Source organism: Micromonospora sp. NPDC051925, assembly GCF_044548625.1.
GTDB lineage: Bacteria > Actinomycetota > Actinomycetes > Mycobacteriales > Micromonosporaceae > Micromonospora.
Genome location: NZ_JBIUCH010000019.1, coordinates 62,886 through 78,240, shown reverse-complemented (window position 1 = coordinate 78,240; position 15,355 = coordinate 62,886). Strand labels below are relative to the sequence as shown.

The window sequence follows — 15,355 nt, the reverse complement described above, 5'->3', positions numbered from 1 at the left end:
TGAGTATGGGAAAAGCGGGACACGCGCGTTCCGCAGCGGTGCCGGGGGGAGAACGTCCATGAGTGTCATCCGACCGACGACCGTAGAGGTCGAGACGTCGCTAAGGCTCGTCGCGCCTGACGCCACCGCCTTGCCGGTGCGTGCCAGCCTGCGTTACGACCCTGCTGACCCGTATGCGGTCCATGTCCTGTTCCACGCCGAGTCGGCCGGTGGCGAGGCGGTGAGCTGGTCCTTCGCCCGCGAACTGCTGGTCACCGGCCTCGACGAACCGGCCGGCATCGGCGACGTGCGGGTCTGGCCCTGGGCCACCCCGCGCGGCGACTTCGTCGCGCTGGCGCTGTCGTCGCCCGACGGCAACGCCCTGTTCGAGGTCCCGCGCAGCGTGCTGGTGCGCTTCCTGCGCCGAACCTACGTCGTCGTTCCGCGCGGCCGGGAGGCCGAGCACCTGGACGTCGACACGGCGGTGAACCGGCTGCTCGCCGGTCGCTGACCAACGTCACCGGAGCCGCGCGGATCTGCCGAGTCCGCGCGGCTCCGGCCCACCCGGGCCTGCCGAGTCCGGGGCCACGGGCGACCCGGGCCGCGCGGATCTGCCGAGTCCGCACCACCGACCTGCCCGCTGATCCTGGTACGCCCTTCCGCGTGTGGATCGCCCGCCCCACCACGGTGGGCCGGTCGTACGCCCAGCTCGGCCCGTACGGGCCGGCGCGCGAACGGGCGACCCAGCCGGTCAGCCGTGCGTCGTGATGCCGCCGTCCACCGGGATCACCGCGCCAGTCAGGTACGCCCCGGCCCGCGACGACAGGTAGATCGCGGTGCCGGCCATGTCCTCGGGGCGGCCGATCCGGCCGAGCGGCACCTGCTGCGCGATCGCCGCCCGGGACGCCGGGTCGTCCAGGGCGAAGGCCATCATCCTGCTCTCGAACGGGCCGGGGGCGATCGCGTTGACCGTGATCCGCTCGGCGGCGAGCTGGTGGGCGAGGCTGCGGGTGAGCATGTGCACGGCCGCCTTGGTGGCGGAGTACGCGTACACCTCCATCATCGGCACCCGGAGCCCGTCGATCGAGCCAATGTTGATCACCCGGGCCGGGTCGTCGTCGGTGGCCGCCGCCCGCAGCGCCGGCAGCAACGCGGTGGTGAGCCGGAACACCGCCTTGACGTTGACCGCCCAGAGCTTGTCGAACGCACCGGCCGGGTACGACTCCAACGGCGCTCCCCAGGTCGCGCCCGCGTTGTTGACCAGCACGTCGAGCCGGTCGTACCGCTCGCGGACGGCGGCGGCGAGCGCCTCGGCGCCCGCGTCGTCACCCAGGTCGGCGGGGATCGCCTCGCAGCGCCCTTCGACGGACAGCTCCTTGGCCACCGCGGCGCACACGTCCGCCTTGCGGGACGAGATGATCACGGTGGCGCCGGCCCGGACGAAGCCTCGGGCGATCATCAACCCGATGCCCCGGGAACCACCGGTGACCAGCACCGTCTTGCCGTCGACCGAGAACAGGTCCGTCATGAGCATCCCATCACGCGTGCGCACTTACCGACCGGTAACGTAGCCCGGCCCCGGCAGTCGGACAAGCCCACCGACCGACAGCGCACCACGGACGCCGACCGACAACCGCCACGAACGCGACAGAGTCCCATCGCCGGGATGCGGCCGGAGCCGTCCCCGGTTACGGTCGAAGACGATGGTCCCTTCCGGTCACCTCTCCCCGGCAACCCGTCCCGACCTGCCCCGCCCCGAGATCGACATCCTGGAGCTGGCCGACCTCACCCCCGAGGCCGACCCGCACCGGCCGGTGTTGCTCGACCGCGACCTGCTCGTGCTGGTCACCGGTGGGCACGGCATCGCCGAGCTGGACTTCAACGCGCTGCCCTGCCGGCCCGGCACCCTGCTCCGGGCCGGCCCCGGCCAGGTGCTGCGCTGCCCCGCGCGGCTCGACGCGATCGTGCTCCGTTGGCATGCCGGCGTGTTGCGCGGGCTGGACGTCGACCCGGACGCCGTGCCCCACCACCACCAACTGGTCGGCGAGGACGAGGACGCGGTCATCAACGAGGTCTCCCAGCTGGTGGTGGACCACCGCCGGCACCGGGACGACCCGGCCGCGCACGCCCTGCTCCGGCACCAGCTCGCGGTGCTGCTCATCCGGCTCGCCCTGCTGCGCGGTGCCCCGGACGCCGGGCGGACGCCCGACGAGACCGGCCCGCACCGCACCGAGGTGGTCACCTTCCACCGGTTCTGCCGGGAGGTCGAGGCGAGCTACCCGCACACCCGCCGGGTCGAGGACTATGCAGCCCGGCTGGGCTGCTCGGTGCGTACCCTGACCCGGGCCTGTCTGGCGGTGACCGGGCACAGCGCCAAGCAGGTGGTGGACGAGCGGGTCGCGCTCCAGGCCCGCCGGCTGCTCGCTGCCACCGACGAGCCGGTGGCCCGGATCGGTCGTCAGCTCGGCTTCCCCGAGCCCACCAACTTCGGCCGGTTCTTCACCCGGGAGGTCGGGGTCAGCCCGGGTGCGTTTCGGGCCGCCCGGGACCGGCCACCGGCACGGATTGCCCGGCCGCGTCGACCCGCCGACCCCGCCACCCTCAACGGGCAGGCATGATGGCAGGGTGCAGATCTCCGCGCGCGGCGACTATGCGGTCCGAGCGGCCCTGAGCCTGGCCACCGCCTACCCCTCCCTGCTCTCCACCCAGGCGATCGCCAGCGAGCAGGACATGCCGCGCAAGTTCCTCGAAGCCGTCCTGGCCGACCTGCGCCGGGCCGGCGTGGTCCGCGCGCAGCGCGGCGCCGAGGGCGGCTACACCCTGGCCCGGCCGCCGCGCGAGGTCACCGTCGGGGTGATCCTGCGCGCCGTGGAGGGTCCACTGGCCGGGGTACGCGGGCTGCGCCCCGAGGAGACCCGGTACGAGGGTTCGGCGGAGAACCTCCCCCGGCTCTGGGTGGCCGTCCGTGCCGCCGTCCGGCAGGTGCTGGACGAGGTGACCCTCGCCGAGGTGGTCAGCGGTCGACTCCCGACGCACGTCCGGAAGCTGACCACCCTGCCGGACGCCTGGGAGCCGCGCTGAGCCACCGGTAGGTCGACGACCTTCCCTGAGACCCCGTTGCCCTCCTTTCTCTCCCGCCCTCGTCGATCCGACACCACCTATCTCCCGGGTAGAGCTGGCGGCGACCGTCCAGCTCGGACCGGAGCAGGTTTCGGATTTCGTGGATGCGGGCATGTTCCGGGCCGAGACAGCAGGAACGACGCCGAGCCGGCTGGAACGACAGGGAACGCGAAAGGAGCGCCACGATGGGTCTGATGTTCCGTAAGCGCAAGAAGTACGGGCCGATCATCCTCAACTTCACCGAGAACGGCTTCTCCTCGTGGAGCATCAAGATCGGTCGCTGGTCCTGGAACTCCCGGGCCAAGGCGCACCGCGTCGACCTGCCGGGGCCGCTGTCCTGGAAGCAGGACAAGTCCCGGGCATGACGCCCTTCGTCGAGCGGGGCGCCGGTGGTCCACCGGCGCCCCGCTCGACGTCTGCGGGCCCGCCGCTGCCGGGCCCGGCCGACGGCCCCTCCCGCCCGACCAGCCGCCCCGGCCGCACCGGCCCACCGCTCGGGTTCGGCACTTCACCGGATCGGGGCCGTGAGGACGGCGCAGAATCGCCGCATGGCAAGCGACGACGGGGGCTACGCACGGGCCCGACGACACACCCTGGCGGCCTGCGCTCTCCTGCTGACCAGCTACTTCCTGGTGCCGTTGGAGCCCGATCCGAACGGCCTGCGGCTGGCCCTGCGCGCGGCGGGCACCCTGCTGCTGATCAGCGTGGTCACCTTCCTGGTCACCCGTCAGGTGAGCCGGCAGCTCGGCACCGGCGCACCCGTCGGCGAGGCCGAGGTCCGGTCGTTGAGCCGGCTGGTGGTGGCGCTGGTCGCCGGGCTGCTCGCCTTCGCGCTGGCCGACTACGTGGTGGCCGGCAGCGGACCGGGCCAGTTCGTCGGGCTGCGCACCCGGCTGGACGCGCTCTACTTCGCCCTGGCCACCCTCACCACGATCGGCTACGGCGACGTGCACGCCCAGGGACAGCTCGCCAAGGTGATCGTCTGCGTGCAGATGCTGTTCAGCATCGGGGTGATCGCCACCGGGGCGTCCATCGTGGTCAGGCAGTTGACCGGGCGTCCGGGGCGGGGCCGGCGCTGATCAGCACGTCCCCGCCGAGCCGCCCGTGCTCCGGGTTCCGGGTGACCGCGCCGGTGTCCAGCAGATCGGTGAGCACCCGACCGGCGTCCACGGCCCGGTACGCCGTCGCGGTCAACGCGTGCCGACGCAGCTCGGTCACCGTACGCGGGCCGTGGCGGGTCAGCTCGGCCAGCAGTTCGCCGCGCAGCGGGCCGGCCGCCGGGTGCCCGGCGACGTCGAGCAGCCCACCGGCCGGGTCGCGGTAGCGGATCGCGGCGGACCCGTCGGCGGCCCAGAGCGCGTCCTTGAACGCCTCCAGGCTCTTGTCCAGCCCGGTGCCGAAGGCCACCAGTCGCGCCGGTGACCCGTCGGCGGGGACCAGCTCGACCTCGGCGACCAGGGGGAACCCGGCGGCCGTCAGGGCCGGACGCAGGGCGGTGGCCGCGGCGGCGGTGAGCAGCACCTCGGCCGGTCGGCCGGTCGCCGTGGCGGCCAGCAGCGCCGGGTCCGGCACCGCACCGTCGACCAGGGTGAGCAGCGGTGCGCCGGCCGCGCCGGCCGCCTTGAGCACCACCGGCAGCCGGGCCGGGTCGCCGGGCACCACGTGCACGGCCACGTCGGCCGGGAGGGTGGCCTCGACGGTGCCGAGCCGGGCGGGTAGTTCGGGGCCGCCACCGGCGAGCACCAGGACGGTGAGCCGGCGGCCCCGGAGCCGGTCGGCGAAGCCGGCCACCACCCGCAGGGCAGCCTCGGCGGTGCCGGGGTCACCGGCGTACGACAACGCGAGGGTGGCCCGCCGGGAGCGGTGCAGCGCCCCCGGCAGCCAGTGGTCGAGCTGGCGGACGAGCAGCTCACGCAGGACGGCGTCGATCGACATCCTGTCGTTCTACCGTACGGCGATTCAGACCGGGACGGAGATCCCCACCCCGCCCCGGGTCTGGCCGCCGTAGCGGGCCCGCTCGAGGTCGAGGTCGAGCCGGCCGATCCGCTTGCGGGCCGCGAGGGCGCCCTCGTCGAGCCGGTCCGCCGGGACGATCCAGACGATCTCGAACTCCAGCCCGTCCGGGTCGCGGCCGTAGAGGCTCTTGGTGGTGCCGTGGTCGGAGGTGCCGACCAGGGCGTCGGCGGCGGCCAGCCGCTCGGCGGTGACGGCCAGCTCGTCGAGGGTGTCCAGCTCCCAGGCCAGGTGGTAGAGGCCGACGGTGGCCCGGCCGGCCTGCGAGCGGCCCGCCGTCGCGCCGATCTCGAACAGGCCGAGGTCGTGGTCGTTCGTCGAGTCGGGAGCCTGGAGGAAGGCCGCGCCACGGAACCCGTCCGGGGTCATCGGCACCGGGCGGAAGCCCAGCACGTCGCGGTAGAAGTCGACGCTGCGTCGCAGGTCGGAGACGTAGAGCACGGCGTGGTTGAGGCGGTGGATTCCCATGCCACCCACACTAGCGGGAAGTGGTTGAGCACTCAACCATTTTGGCTATGATACGGGTCATGACCCGCTGGCTGGACCCCGACGAGCAGCAGACCTGGCGTGCCTTCCTGGCCGCCTCCCGGGCGCTGATGGAGAACCTCGACCGCGAGCTGCAACGCGACGCCGGGATGCCGCACGCCTACTACGAGATCCTGGTCCGGCTCTCCGAGGTCCCCGACCGACGGCTGCGGATGAGCGAGCTGGCCGACCTCACCGGCTCGTCACGCAGCCGGCTCTCGCACGCCGCGGCCCGGCTGGAGACCGCCGGCTGGATTCGCCGCCAGGAGTGCCCCACCGACCGGCGCGGCCAGGTCGCCGTCCTCACCGAAGCCGGCTTCGCGGCCCTCGCCGCCGCCGCGCCCGGCCACGTCGAGGGGGTACGCCGACACCTGTTCGACGCGCTCAGCCCGGCCCAGGTCGACCAGCTGCGCCGGATCAGCGAGGCGCTGGTCGTCCACTTGACCGGTTCTTGACCAAGTTGCCGGCCGACAAGGGTTGTACTAACCGTTGCCGGCCAAGCACGATGGGGCGTGTCTTCCGGCTTTGGTGAACTGACCCTCCAGGCGCAGCACCTGGTGTCCGCCGGCGACCTGGCCGGTGCCCAGCGACTGCTCGCCGACGCGCTGACCGACGCGGACCCCCGACCCGATCACGCCTCCCCCGAGCTGGCCGAGGCCGCCGGGCTCCAGGCCCGATTGCTGGTCACCCTCGGCGAACCGCACTCGGCACGCGGCTGGGCCGCCTTCGCGTACGCGGCGTCGAGCCGGTTGCACGGCATTTCCGACCAGCGGACCATCTCGACGGCGGCCACCCTCGCGGCGGTGCTGCACCGGGTCGGCAGCGACGCCCGCGCCGCCCGGCTCTACTCCGAGGTCATCCTGGAGCTGACCGCCCACGACGGCCCCGAGTCGCTGCGGGTGCTCGCCGCACACGCCGATCTGGCCACCGTGGAGTACGCGCGCGGCCAGTGCGCCCAGGCCCGCGAACGGCTCCAGGACGCCTGGGAACTGCACCGCGAGGTGTACGGCGACGGCCACGCCAGCGGGATCAAGATGCTGGCCCGGCTCGGCGCGATGCAACGCGACTGCGGCCGGTTCGACGAGGCGCACGACAACCTCGCCCTCGCCCGCGAGCTGGCCCGTCAGCACCTGGCCGCCGACGACCCGCTGGCCCGCCAGGTGGCCGCGCTGGCGCGGGCCGCCGCCGACCCGGACCACGTCTGCGACGACGAGCCCACGCCGGAGCGCGGCGCACCGGTGGTGCCGGCCGCCCGCACCCCACCGCCCGCCGAGGGGCCACCGGACCTGCCGGCCTGGTCGGTCGGGGTGGTGCCGCCCGACGAGACGCACTCTCCGACGGTGCCCGGCCAACGGCTCCCCGCCGAGGACACCGGCTACCCGCAGGACGGGCGTCCAGGCCCCTTCGACCACCCGGACAGCGTCGGCACCGCCGGCCGCCCGGCCGGTACCGGCTATCCCGCCGACGGCGGCTACCCCACGGAGGGCGGCTACTCCACCGACCGGGGTCACCCCGCCGAGGGCAGCTATCCCACAGCCGCCGGTCACCTCGGCGGCACCGACTATCCGATGGGGTCGGGCCAGGTCGGGAACGACGGGCGCTGGCCACCCGAACCGGCCGCCGCCGGTACGGCCGGGCTCGGGGTGACCGGCGGCCGGCGGGAACACCCGTACGCTCCGCCGCCGTCGGTCGGCCACCACGACGAGGAGGCCGCCGGGGTACGCCGGGTCACGCCGCCGGCCCCGCCGGTGGACCCGTCCCGGCTGCTGCCCGTGCTGGTGCCCCGCCGGCACGCCCCGCCCCCTCGCCGCCCGGGTGCCGTACCGCTGGTGGCAGCGGGGGTCGCGGTGGTGCTGCTCGGCGCCGTCGCGGTGATCGCCGGGGTGTCCCAGGTAAGCAGCCCCGGCGACCCGCCCGCCGCGCCGGCCAGCCCCGGGGTCGCCCCTACCGCCGCCGGTACGCCGAACGCCGCACCACCCGCCTCACCGGGCACCCCACCCGGGCGGGTGACGCTGCGCGACCGATCCGACGGCATCGCCCTGACCTGGACGTACCCGGCCGGTGGCGAGGGTCCGGTGATCCTCTCCGCCGGCCGGACCGGGCAGGACCCGCGCCCGTTCGAGACCCTGCCACCCGGCACCGACAGCTTCGTCGTCCACGGCCTGGACCGCACCACCAACTACTGCTTCACCGTCGCCGTGGTCTGGTCCACCGACGTGGTGGCCCGGGCGAAACGGGTCTGCACCGCCCGCCGCTGAGCCCGCTGCGCCGACCGGTCACCCACCGCGACGATCCGGGTGGGGCAGGACCCGAGCCGGATCGTGCGGTGCCCGGGTCCGGCGGCAGGTGCGCCGAGCGGGCCGGGTCCGGTCCCCGCCGGACACTCGCGACGGGGCACGTCGAGCGGTCCTCAGTCGGGGTCCGGCAGGACCGGCAGGCGCAGCCGGACCACCAGGCCGGGCCCCGCGTCGGCGAGGCCGATCGTGCCGCCGCCGCGACGGACCAGTTCCCGGACGATGGCCAGGCCGAGCCCGGCACCGCCCGCGTCCCGGGCCCGCCCCTCGTCCAACCGGGCGAACCGGCGGAACACCCGCTCCCGGTCCGCGACCGGGATGCCCGGCCCGTCGTCGGTCACCGTCACCAGGTGGTACGGCCCGTCCGTCGCCGGCTCGACCGCCAGCACGACCCGGGTACGGGTGTGTCGTACGGCGTTGTCGACCAGATTCCCCAGCACCCGCCGCAACTCGTCGGGAACACCGACCGTCCACGCCGGCCCCGACGCCGCGGTGACGATGACCGGCGGCCCCGACACCGGGGCGGCGGCGACCGGCAGCCCCGACACCGCAGTGACAGGGGCTGCCGGCCCCAACGTGGCAGGGGCTGCCGGCCCCGATGCCGGATCGGCGGCGACCGGCGGGCCCGGCCAGCGGGAGGCCACCTCGGCGAGCAGCCCGCCCAGCTCCACCGGCCCGGCCTCACGCGGGTGGCCGGCCGGCTGCGGCGGCTGCTCGTCGAGCCGGGCCAGCAGCAGCAGATCGTCGACGAGCCGACCCAGCCGTTCGGTGTCGGCGAGCAGGTCGGCGGCGACCGCCGGCCAGTCGGAACGGTCGCCGAGGCGCTGGGCCACCTCCAGCTCGGTACGCATGTTCGTCAACGGGCTGCGCAGCTCGTGCGCCGCGTCGGCGAGGAACGACCGTTGCCGGGCGCGGGCCGCCTCCAACCGGTCCAGCATGTCGTTCAGGGTGACCGCCAGCCGGTGGATCTCGTCCTGGGAGGCGGGCACCGGCAGCCGGTCGGCCGCGTCCCGACCGGTGATCTCGGCGGCCCCGCTGCGCAGCGCCTCGACCGGGCGCAGGGTCGCGCCGACCACCCGCCAGGCGACCACCGCGAGCAGCCCCACCAGCAGCGGGAAGGCGACCAGCAACACCGTCCGGGCGGCCTGGGTGGCATGCCGGACATCCATGGTGGAGCGGCCCACCAGAACGGTCAACGGCTCCCCCGCCGACTGGGCCGGCACCGCCACCACCCGCACCGGCCCCTCCCAGCCGAGCCGCTGGCCGGGCACCACCGTCCGCCGCCGACCGTCCCCGGCGAGCTGGTCGGGACGGACCATCGGCACCAGCCGGTCGGCGTCGATGGAGGCGGCCCGGATTCGTCCGGCGGAGTCGACCACCTGCACCCGCAGCTGCCCACCGGCCACCGGCAGCGGATCGGGCAGGGCGTCCTCGCCGGCCAGCCGGGCGACCGCGTCGGCCGTCCGGAACGCCTCCTCGTCGACGGTGCGTTGCAGCGACCAGCCCAACGCCACCAGCAGCACCACCCCGCCCAGCGCCAGCCCCACCGAGAGCCCCGCCACGCCGAGCACCATCAGCCGGGCGCGCAGGCCGAGCGCCGGCCAGCGGGGGCGTCTCACGGGATCAGCCGGTAGCCGGCGCCCCGGACGGTCTCCAACCGATCCCGGCCGATCTTGCGGCGCAGGTAGCCGACGTACACCTCGACCGCGTTCGGGGCGGTCCGCAGGCTGGCGTCCCAGACGTGGTCCAGCAGCTCGGTCTTGGAGATCACCTCGCCCGGCCGGCGGATCAGGTACTCCAGCAGCGCGAACTCCCGGGCGGTGAGCACCACCTCGGCATCGGCCCGGGTGACCCGCCGCCGGGCCGGATCCAGCCGCAGATCGCCGACGGCGAGCACGGTCGGCCGCTCCGGGGCACCCCGACGCAGCAGCGCCCGCAGCCGGGCCAGCAGCACCACGTACGAGAAGGGCTTAGTCAGGTAGTCGTCCGCTCCGCAGTCCAGCCCGTCGGCCTGGTCGTACTCGCCGTCCTTGGCGGAGAGCATCAGCACGGGCAACCAGTGCTCGTCGGCGCGCAGCCGCCGGACCACCTCGTACCCGGACAGGCCGGGGAGCATCACGTCGAGGATCATCGCGTCGTAACCGCCGTGCCGGGCGGCGTCCAACCCGGCCGGCCCGGTGCCCGCCGTGTCCACCACGAACCCCTCGGCCGTCAGGCCACGCTGCAACGCCGCCGACAGCCGAGCCTCGTCCTCCACCACCAGCACCCGCATAATCCCAGCGTGCCACCCCGACGCGACCGACCGCGACGCGGTCCTCAGCCAGTTCACAGCACCGAACCGGCAGGATGGCCCCAGGAGGTGCCGTCATGTCCGTACTGAAGAACCGTTCCACCCTGCGGTGGCTGGTGCCGCTGGCCGCCGCGGTCACCGTCGTCGGCGGGGGTGCCGCGATCGGCACGTTCGCGGCGAACGCCGAGCCCGCCCTGCCCCCGCGCAGCGCCGCCCAGCTTCTCGTCGACCTACAGACCGCCCGGTTGGACGGGCTCTCCGGCACGGTGGTGCAGCGCGCCGACCTCGGGCTACCGTCGCTGGTCGGCCTGGCCGGTGGGGACGCCGCGCTGCTCACCGGCACGCACACCCTGCGGGTCTGGTACTCGGGGCTGGACCGGCAGCGGGTCGCGCTGCTCGACACCCTCGGCGAGCGCGACGTCATCCGCTCCGGCCGGGACGTGTGGACCTGGGACAGCAAGGCCAACACGGCGACGCACCGCACCCTGCCGGAGTCGACCGACCGGGCGGCGGAGAGCACGCTGCCGGTCACCCCGCAGGAGGCCGCCGAGCGGGCGCTGGCCGCTGTCGACCCGAGCACGTTGGTCACCACCGGCCGGTCGGCCACCGTCGCCGGTCGGGACGCGTACGAACTGGTACTCACCCCGCGTGACGAGGCGTCCCTGGTGCACCAGGTGCGGATCGCCATCGACGCGACCGAGCACGTGCCGCTGCGGTTCGAGGTGCTCGCCGACGGCGCTGACCAACCGGCGTTCGAGGTGGCCTTCACCCAGGTCGACTACCGCCGGCCGGATGCCGACCAGTTCACCTTCAACCCGCCGCCCGGAGTGAAGGTGACCGAGGCGACCGGTGACCTCCCCGCCTCGAAGGCGGGAGCGGACCCGAAGTCGGGCACCGGGTCGAAGGCCGGAGCGGCGCAGCGGCCCGACGCGGGCGACGACGCCGGTCTGCGTACCGTCGGCACCGGCTGGACCACGGTGCTGGTGGCACGTACGGACGCGGCGCGGACGCCGGCCGGCGGCACGGCGAAGCCCGGATCGGACGACGCCGCCGACGCGGCACAGGCTCTCGAGCTGTTGAACGGGTTGCCGAAGGTCAGCGGGGACTGGGGCAGCGGCCGGCTGTTCACCGGGAAGCTGTTCAGCGTGCTGATCACCGACGACGGGCGGGTGCTCGCCGGGGCGGTGACACCGGAGCGGCTGTACCAGGCCGCACGGGGCTGATCCCTCGGAACGACCCTCGGGGGTCCGGGCCGGCGCAAGCCGGTGCGGGCCCCCGTCTGCCTGTCCGGCCCCCACCCGGGAGGCGGTGGCGACAGAAGAGAGCGGGCCGGGCGCGGCACGGGCTGGTGACGGTGACGGCGGGCGAGCCAGCCGGCGCTGGTTGGTGCAGGCACAGGCCAGCGCGGCGCGGGAGTATGACGCGGGTCGGGAACAGGCGGAAGGCTTGGTGCGGGCCGCCGCAGGCGGTATCTTGAACAGTTCCCGAAATGCAAAAGGGAATGGCTGCATAGCCATTCCAACAGCTATTCTAATCAACGAGGAGACGGCTTGTCAACGCACCCGGACGAGCTGCGGCAACACGACGACGAGATCGGCCGCGAGCAGAAGTACGTCTCGATGCTCTACGGCCGGCTGGACGGCATGCGCGAGCAGGCCGCCCGGCGGCTCACCGACGAACTACGCGCCGGCGGTGGCGGCACGTTGCAGGACCGCTCCCAACGGGACAGCGCCGTTCGGATGTACGCCGACCAGGTCGAGCAGTTCTCGGCGGTCGAGCAGGGGCTGACCTTCGGCCGGCTCGACGGCGCCGACGGCAGCCGGCACTACGTCGGCCGGATCGGCATCTTCGACACCGACGGCGACTACGACCCACTGCTGATGGACTGGCGCGCGCCGGCCGCCCGGCCGTTCTACCTCGCCACCGCCGCCAACCCGCAGGGCATCCGACTGCGGCGGCACCTGCGCACCCGGGAACGCAAGGTCACCGGCCTCAACGACGAGGTGCTGGACATCGAGGCGGCCTCCCCCACCGGCCACGAGGAGCTGACCGGTGAGGCGTCCCTGCTCGCCGCGCTCAGCGCCGGGCGCACCGGCCGGATGCGGGACATCGTCGAGACCATCCAGGCCGAGCAGGACCGGATCATCCGGGCCGACCTGCCGGGGGTGCTGGTCGTGCAGGGCGGGCCCGGCACCGGCAAGACGGCGGTCGCGCTGCACCGCGCCGCGTACCTGCTCTACACCCACCGGCAGCAGCTCTCCACCCGGGGCGTGCTGCTGGTCGGGCCGAACGCCACCTTCCTGCGGTACATCTCGCAGGTGCTGCCGGCGCTGGCCGAGACGGGCGTGCTGCTCAGCACCCCCGGCGATCTCTTCCCCGGGGTCAACGCCCGCCGCGCCGAGCCGCCCCGGACCGCCGCGCTCAAGGGGCGGGCGGTGCTGGCCGAGGTGCTCGCCGCCGCCGTACGGGACCGGCAGTGGGTGCCCGACGAGCCGCTGGAGATCGAACTGCCCCAGCGGGAACTGCTGCAACTGGACCCGGCGACGGTACGCCGGGCCCGGGACCGGGTCCGGTCCACCGACCGCCCGCACAACCTGGCCCGCGCCCTGTTCGACATCGAGGTCGTGCACGCCCTCGCCGACCAGGTCGCCGAGCGGATCGGCGCCGACCCGCTCGGCGGGGAGAACCTGCTGGAGGAGGCGGACCGCGCCGAGATCCGTCGGGAACTGCGCGAGGAACCGGAGATCACCGCCGCGCTGGACCGGCTCTGGCCGGTGCTCACCCCGCAGCGGCTGCTCGCCGACCTGTACGCCTCGCCGGAGCGGATCGCCGCCGCCGCCCCGATGCTCACCGAGGACGAGCGGGCCCTGCTGCACCGCCTGCCCGGTGGCGGCTGGACGCCGGCCGACGTGCCGCTGCTGGACGAGGCCGCCGAGTTGCTCGGCGAGGACGAGCGGGCCGCCGCCGCCCGCCGGGATCGCATCCGTTCCTTCCAGCGCGAGTACGCCGAGGGCGTGCTGGACATCGCCCGGGGCTCCCGCTCGATCGACGTGGAGGACGACGCCGACGGCGGTGAGATCCTCGGTGTCACCGACCTGATCGACGCCGACCGGTTGCTGGAACGGCAGGAGGAGACCGACCGGCTGACCACCGCGCAGCGGGCCGCTGCCGACCGGAGCTGGGCCTTCGGCCACGTCATCGTCGACGAGGCGCAGGAGCTGACCCCGATGGCCTGGCGGCTGCTGATGCGCCGCTGCCCGAGCCGGTCGATGACCATCGTCGGGGACGTGGCACAGACCGGTGCGCTGGCCGGCACCCCGTCCTGGGCCGAGGCGCTGGAGCCGTACGTGGCGCAGCGGTGGCGGCTGGAGGAACTGACCGTCAGCTACCGCACCCCGGCCGAGATCATGGCGGTCGCCGCCGAGGTGCTCGCCGAGATCGACCCGGCGCTGCGCCCACCCCGCTCGGTACGCCACGGCGGGGTGCCGCCGTGGGACCGGACGGTCGAGGCGGATCAGCTCGCCACCGAGTTGACCGAGGCGGCCACCCGGGAGGCCGCCGGGCTGGACGAGGGGCGGCTCGGGGTGATCGTGCCGGCCAGCCGGGCCGACGAACTGGCGCGCGTCGTGCTGACCGCGCTGCCCGACTCGGCGGTCGGCGAGCAGCCCGAGTTGGAGAGCCGGGTGGTGCTGCTCACCGTCGGCCAGGCCAAGGGCCTGGAGTTCGACTCGGTGCTGGTGGTCGACCCGGACCGGATCGTCGCCGAGTCCCCGCGCGGTCGCAGCGACCTCTACGTCGCGCTGACCCGCGCCACCCAGCGCCTGGGCGTGCTGCGCCCCGCCACCTGACCCCTGCGGCGCGCTGACCACTCCCGGTGCACCGTGCTGCCCGCACCCTGACCCACCGCCATCACCGCGCCCCACCACCACACCGCACCCGTGCGGCCGACGTGAGACCGGCCACACGGGTGCGGTCCCGCACCGGGCACCCCGTCAGTCGTCGGAGAAGTCGCCGATCTCGACGGCGCTGGCGGACTGATCGCTGGTGGCGCCACCGGTCGGGGTGCTCAGGCCGCCGGTGGTGGCGTCGCCGGTGGTGGTCGGGGCCACCGTGCCCGGGTGTCGTTCGGGTTGCCGGGCCACCCGGCGCACGCTGGCCGGGCCGGCGGTCCCGCCGGTCGTGGTCACCGCGCCCTGGCCCCGGGTCGGGCCACCGTCACGCAGCACCTCCGGGTCGATCGGCACGTCGGCCACGTCATCCGGATCGTCCTCCTGGATCGCCCGGGTCACGTCGACAGAGGGCACGGTCACCTCGTCGAGCGCCCCGGGACCGTACACGCCGGAGGTGAGCCGCTCCTCGGCCTTACGGGTGGAGTCCCGCATCGCATCGTCGTCACGCACGTTCATCACCTCGCAGAGTCTCGACTGAACCCGCTGCGTGCCCGGGGTCCGGACGGCCAAACGCCGCCCCCGTACACGCGTCGCCCCGGCGGAGACGTCGCCGCGTACCCCGGGTGGGACACCTGGCTCGAGCGGACCCGGCGGGGTCGGACAGTGGCCGGGGCGTACCACGGCCGGGGCACCTCGGGTGGGGCCGGCGGGCGACGGAATCCGGCCCGGGGGCCGGTGTTACCTGCTCAGGGTCGGGGGGTAGACCCAGGGTGCCCCCGCCACAGCAGGTGAACCGTGCCGTGGCCGACCGCGGTAGCGGGGCGAGGGAGTGCAGGTACTCATCAAATCCTGAGGAGGACCAGATGAGCACGCAGGCTGCATCCACCAGGCCCATGAACCGGCCGATGCAGGACACCGCCCAGCGCAACGCCATGATGAACGAGCAGACCCGGCAGATGCCGGCGATGCAGGACGGGCACCGGGAACCGATGCCGTCTCCGGGTACGGAGACCAAGCAGTCGTTCCTGACCACCGAGTTCTGGGTCTACGCCGCCGCAGTCGCGGTAGTGGTGATCTCCGCCTTCTGGCGTGGTACCACGGCGAACGGGCTGAACATCAACAACCCGACGCAGGCGTGGTGGTTCCTGACCGTCCTGACCGGCGCCTATCTGGTGAGCCGGGGCCTGGCGAAGGCTGGTTCGGCGCGGCGTTCCGGCGCGGAGCGCAAGGGTCGTCGCTGACCG

Annotated in this window: 16 protein-coding genes; 10 read left to right on the top strand and 6 right to left on the bottom strand. The window is 74.3% G+C overall.

What is annotated here, in order from left to right; translation table 11 throughout:
• Window positions 1-58: 58 nt before the first annotated feature.
• Window positions 59-490 carry an SsgA family sporulation/cell division regulator gene (locus tag ACIG87_RS24385; RefSeq protein ID WP_007457244.1) on the top strand — a complete coding sequence of 144 codons (432 nt, stop codon included), beginning with the start codon at window positions 59-61 and terminating at the stop codon, window positions 488-490.
• Between the two features lie 240 nt (window positions 491-730).
• Here the strand turns inward: ACIG87_RS24385 and ACIG87_RS24380 are convergent, their stop codons facing one another.
• Window positions 731-1,507: an SDR family oxidoreductase gene (locus ACIG87_RS24380; RefSeq protein WP_396853481.1), complete on the bottom strand. Its 777-nt coding sequence runs from the start codon at window positions 1,505-1,507 to the stop codon at window positions 731-733.
• Window positions 1,508-1,682: 175 nt separating this feature from the next.
• On the opposite strand from ACIG87_RS24380, the gene ACIG87_RS24375 reads away from it, so the two are divergent.
• The 4 genes from ACIG87_RS24375 to ACIG87_RS24360 all read left to right on the top strand — a co-directional run bounded on the left by ACIG87_RS24375 (window position 1,683) and on the right by ACIG87_RS24360 (window position 4,178).
• On the top strand, window positions 1,683-2,597 hold the full coding sequence (locus ACIG87_RS24375; protein WP_396853479.1) for a helix-turn-helix transcriptional regulator: 915 nt from the start codon (window positions 1,683-1,685) through the stop codon (window positions 2,595-2,597).
• 7 nt (window positions 2,598-2,604) lie between these two features.
• On the top strand, window positions 2,605-3,060 hold the full coding sequence (locus tag ACIG87_RS24370; protein WP_396853478.1) for an RrF2 family transcriptional regulator: 456 nt from the start codon (window positions 2,605-2,607) through the stop codon (window positions 3,058-3,060).
• A gap of 224 nt (window positions 3,061-3,284) precedes the next feature.
• Window positions 3,285-3,464 carry a DUF4236 domain-containing protein gene (locus ACIG87_RS24365; protein ID WP_007075522.1) on the top strand — a complete coding sequence of 60 codons (180 nt, stop codon included), beginning with the start codon at window positions 3,285-3,287 and terminating at the stop codon, window positions 3,462-3,464.
• Between the two features lie 183 nt (window positions 3,465-3,647).
• The gene (locus tag ACIG87_RS24360) at window positions 3,648-4,178 is read left to right on the top strand and encodes a potassium channel family protein (protein ID WP_396853476.1); all 531 of its coding nucleotides are present in this window, start codon (window positions 3,648-3,650) and stop codon (window positions 4,176-4,178) included.
• On the opposite strand, the gene ACIG87_RS24355 is transcribed toward ACIG87_RS24360, so the two are convergent.
• Complete coding sequence (locus tag ACIG87_RS24355) at window positions 4,138-5,034, bottom strand: hypothetical protein (RefSeq protein ID WP_396853474.1); 897 nt, start codon at window positions 5,032-5,034, stop codon at window positions 4,138-4,140. The two genes, ACIG87_RS24360 and ACIG87_RS24355, sit on opposite strands and share 41 nt — an antisense overlap.
• A 24-nt stretch (window positions 5,035-5,058) precedes the next feature.
• A complete protein-coding gene (locus tag ACIG87_RS24350; protein ID WP_396853473.1) occupies window positions 5,059-5,580 on the bottom strand; it encodes a VOC family protein in 522 nt (173 codons plus the stop codon).
• Between the two features lie 47 nt (window positions 5,581-5,627).
• Between ACIG87_RS24350 and ACIG87_RS24345 the strand changes: the two genes are divergently transcribed.
• Complete coding sequence (locus ACIG87_RS24345) at window positions 5,628-6,092, top strand: MarR family winged helix-turn-helix transcriptional regulator (RefSeq protein WP_396853472.1); 465 nt, start codon at window positions 5,628-5,630, stop codon at window positions 6,090-6,092.
• Window positions 6,093-6,149: 57 nt separating this feature from the next.
• Complete coding sequence (locus ACIG87_RS24340; protein ID WP_396853471.1) at window positions 6,150-7,895, top strand: tetratricopeptide repeat protein; 1,746 nt, start codon at window positions 6,150-6,152, stop codon at window positions 7,893-7,895.
• 152 nt (window positions 7,896-8,047) lie between these two features.
• On the opposite strand, the gene ACIG87_RS24335 is transcribed toward ACIG87_RS24340, so the two are convergent.
• Window positions 8,048-9,505 carry an ATP-binding protein gene (locus ACIG87_RS24335; protein ID WP_396853574.1) on the bottom strand — a complete coding sequence of 486 codons (1,458 nt, stop codon included), beginning with the start codon at window positions 9,503-9,505 and terminating at the stop codon, window positions 8,048-8,050.
• Window positions 9,506-9,546: 41 nt separating this feature from the next.
• Window positions 9,547-10,203: a response regulator transcription factor gene (locus ACIG87_RS24330; protein WP_396853470.1), complete on the bottom strand. Its 657-nt coding sequence runs from the start codon at window positions 10,201-10,203 to the stop codon at window positions 9,547-9,549.
• 95 nt (window positions 10,204-10,298) lie between these two features.
• On the opposite strand from ACIG87_RS24330, the gene ACIG87_RS24325 reads away from it, so the two are divergent.
• Window positions 10,299-11,444 (top strand): outer membrane lipoprotein carrier protein LolA, encoded by a 1,146-nt coding sequence (locus tag ACIG87_RS24325; RefSeq protein ID WP_396853468.1) that lies wholly within the window; start codon window positions 10,299-10,301, stop codon window positions 11,442-11,444.
• A gap of 396 nt (window positions 11,445-11,840) precedes the next feature.
• Window positions 11,841-14,069, top strand: coding sequence for a HelD family protein (locus tag ACIG87_RS24320; RefSeq protein WP_396853572.1), 2,229 nt, complete (start codon window positions 11,841-11,843; stop codon window positions 14,067-14,069).
• 144 nt (window positions 14,070-14,213) lie between these two features.
• Here ACIG87_RS24320 and ACIG87_RS24315 read toward each other — a convergent pair whose 3' ends face one another.
• Window positions 14,214-14,621, bottom strand: coding sequence for a hypothetical protein (locus ACIG87_RS24315; protein ID WP_396853467.1), 408 nt, complete (start codon window positions 14,619-14,621; stop codon window positions 14,214-14,216).
• Between the two features lie 446 nt (window positions 14,622-15,067).
• Between ACIG87_RS24315 and ACIG87_RS24310 the strand changes: the two genes are divergently transcribed.
• Window positions 15,068-15,352, top strand: coding sequence for a hypothetical protein (locus ACIG87_RS24310; RefSeq protein WP_396853570.1), 285 nt, complete (start codon window positions 15,068-15,070; stop codon window positions 15,350-15,352).
• Window positions 15,353-15,355: the final 3 nt, after the last annotated feature.

Coding starts and splice junctions, on each gene's coding strand:
- ACIG87_RS24375 (WP_396853479.1), top strand. CDS start 1,683: ATGGTCCCTTCCGGTCACCTCTCCCCGGCAACCCGTCCCGACCTGCCC.
- ACIG87_RS24350 (WP_396853473.1), bottom strand. CDS start 5,580: ATGGGAATCCACCGCCTCAACCACGCCGTGCTCTACGTCTCCGACCTG.
- ACIG87_RS24335 (WP_396853574.1), bottom strand. CDS start 9,505: ATGGTGCTCGGCGTGGCGGGGCTCTCGGTGGGGCTGGCGCTGGGCGGG.
- ACIG87_RS24365 (WP_007075522.1), top strand. CDS start 3,285: ATGGGTCTGATGTTCCGTAAGCGCAAGAAGTACGGGCCGATCATCCTC.
- ACIG87_RS24310 (WP_396853570.1), top strand. CDS start 15,068: ATGCCGGCGATGCAGGACGGGCACCGGGAACCGATGCCGTCTCCGGGT.
- ACIG87_RS24330 (WP_396853470.1), bottom strand. CDS start 10,203: ATGCGGGTGCTGGTGGTGGAGGACGAGGCTCGGCTGTCGGCGGCGTTG.
- ACIG87_RS24360 (WP_396853476.1), top strand. CDS start 3,648: ATGGCAAGCGACGACGGGGGCTACGCACGGGCCCGACGACACACCCTG.
- ACIG87_RS24345 (WP_396853472.1), top strand. CDS start 5,628: ATGATACGGGTCATGACCCGCTGGCTGGACCCCGACGAGCAGCAGACC.
- ACIG87_RS24385 (WP_007457244.1), top strand. CDS start 59: ATGAGTGTCATCCGACCGACGACCGTAGAGGTCGAGACGTCGCTAAGG.
- ACIG87_RS24380 (WP_396853481.1), bottom strand. CDS start 1,507: ATGACGGACCTGTTCTCGGTCGACGGCAAGACGGTGCTGGTCACCGGT.
- ACIG87_RS24325 (WP_396853468.1), top strand. CDS start 10,299: ATGTCCGTACTGAAGAACCGTTCCACCCTGCGGTGGCTGGTGCCGCTG.
- ACIG87_RS24355 (WP_396853474.1), bottom strand. CDS start 5,034: ATGTCGATCGACGCCGTCCTGCGTGAGCTGCTCGTCCGCCAGCTCGAC.
- ACIG87_RS24320 (WP_396853572.1), top strand. CDS start 11,841: ATGCTCTACGGCCGGCTGGACGGCATGCGCGAGCAGGCCGCCCGGCGG.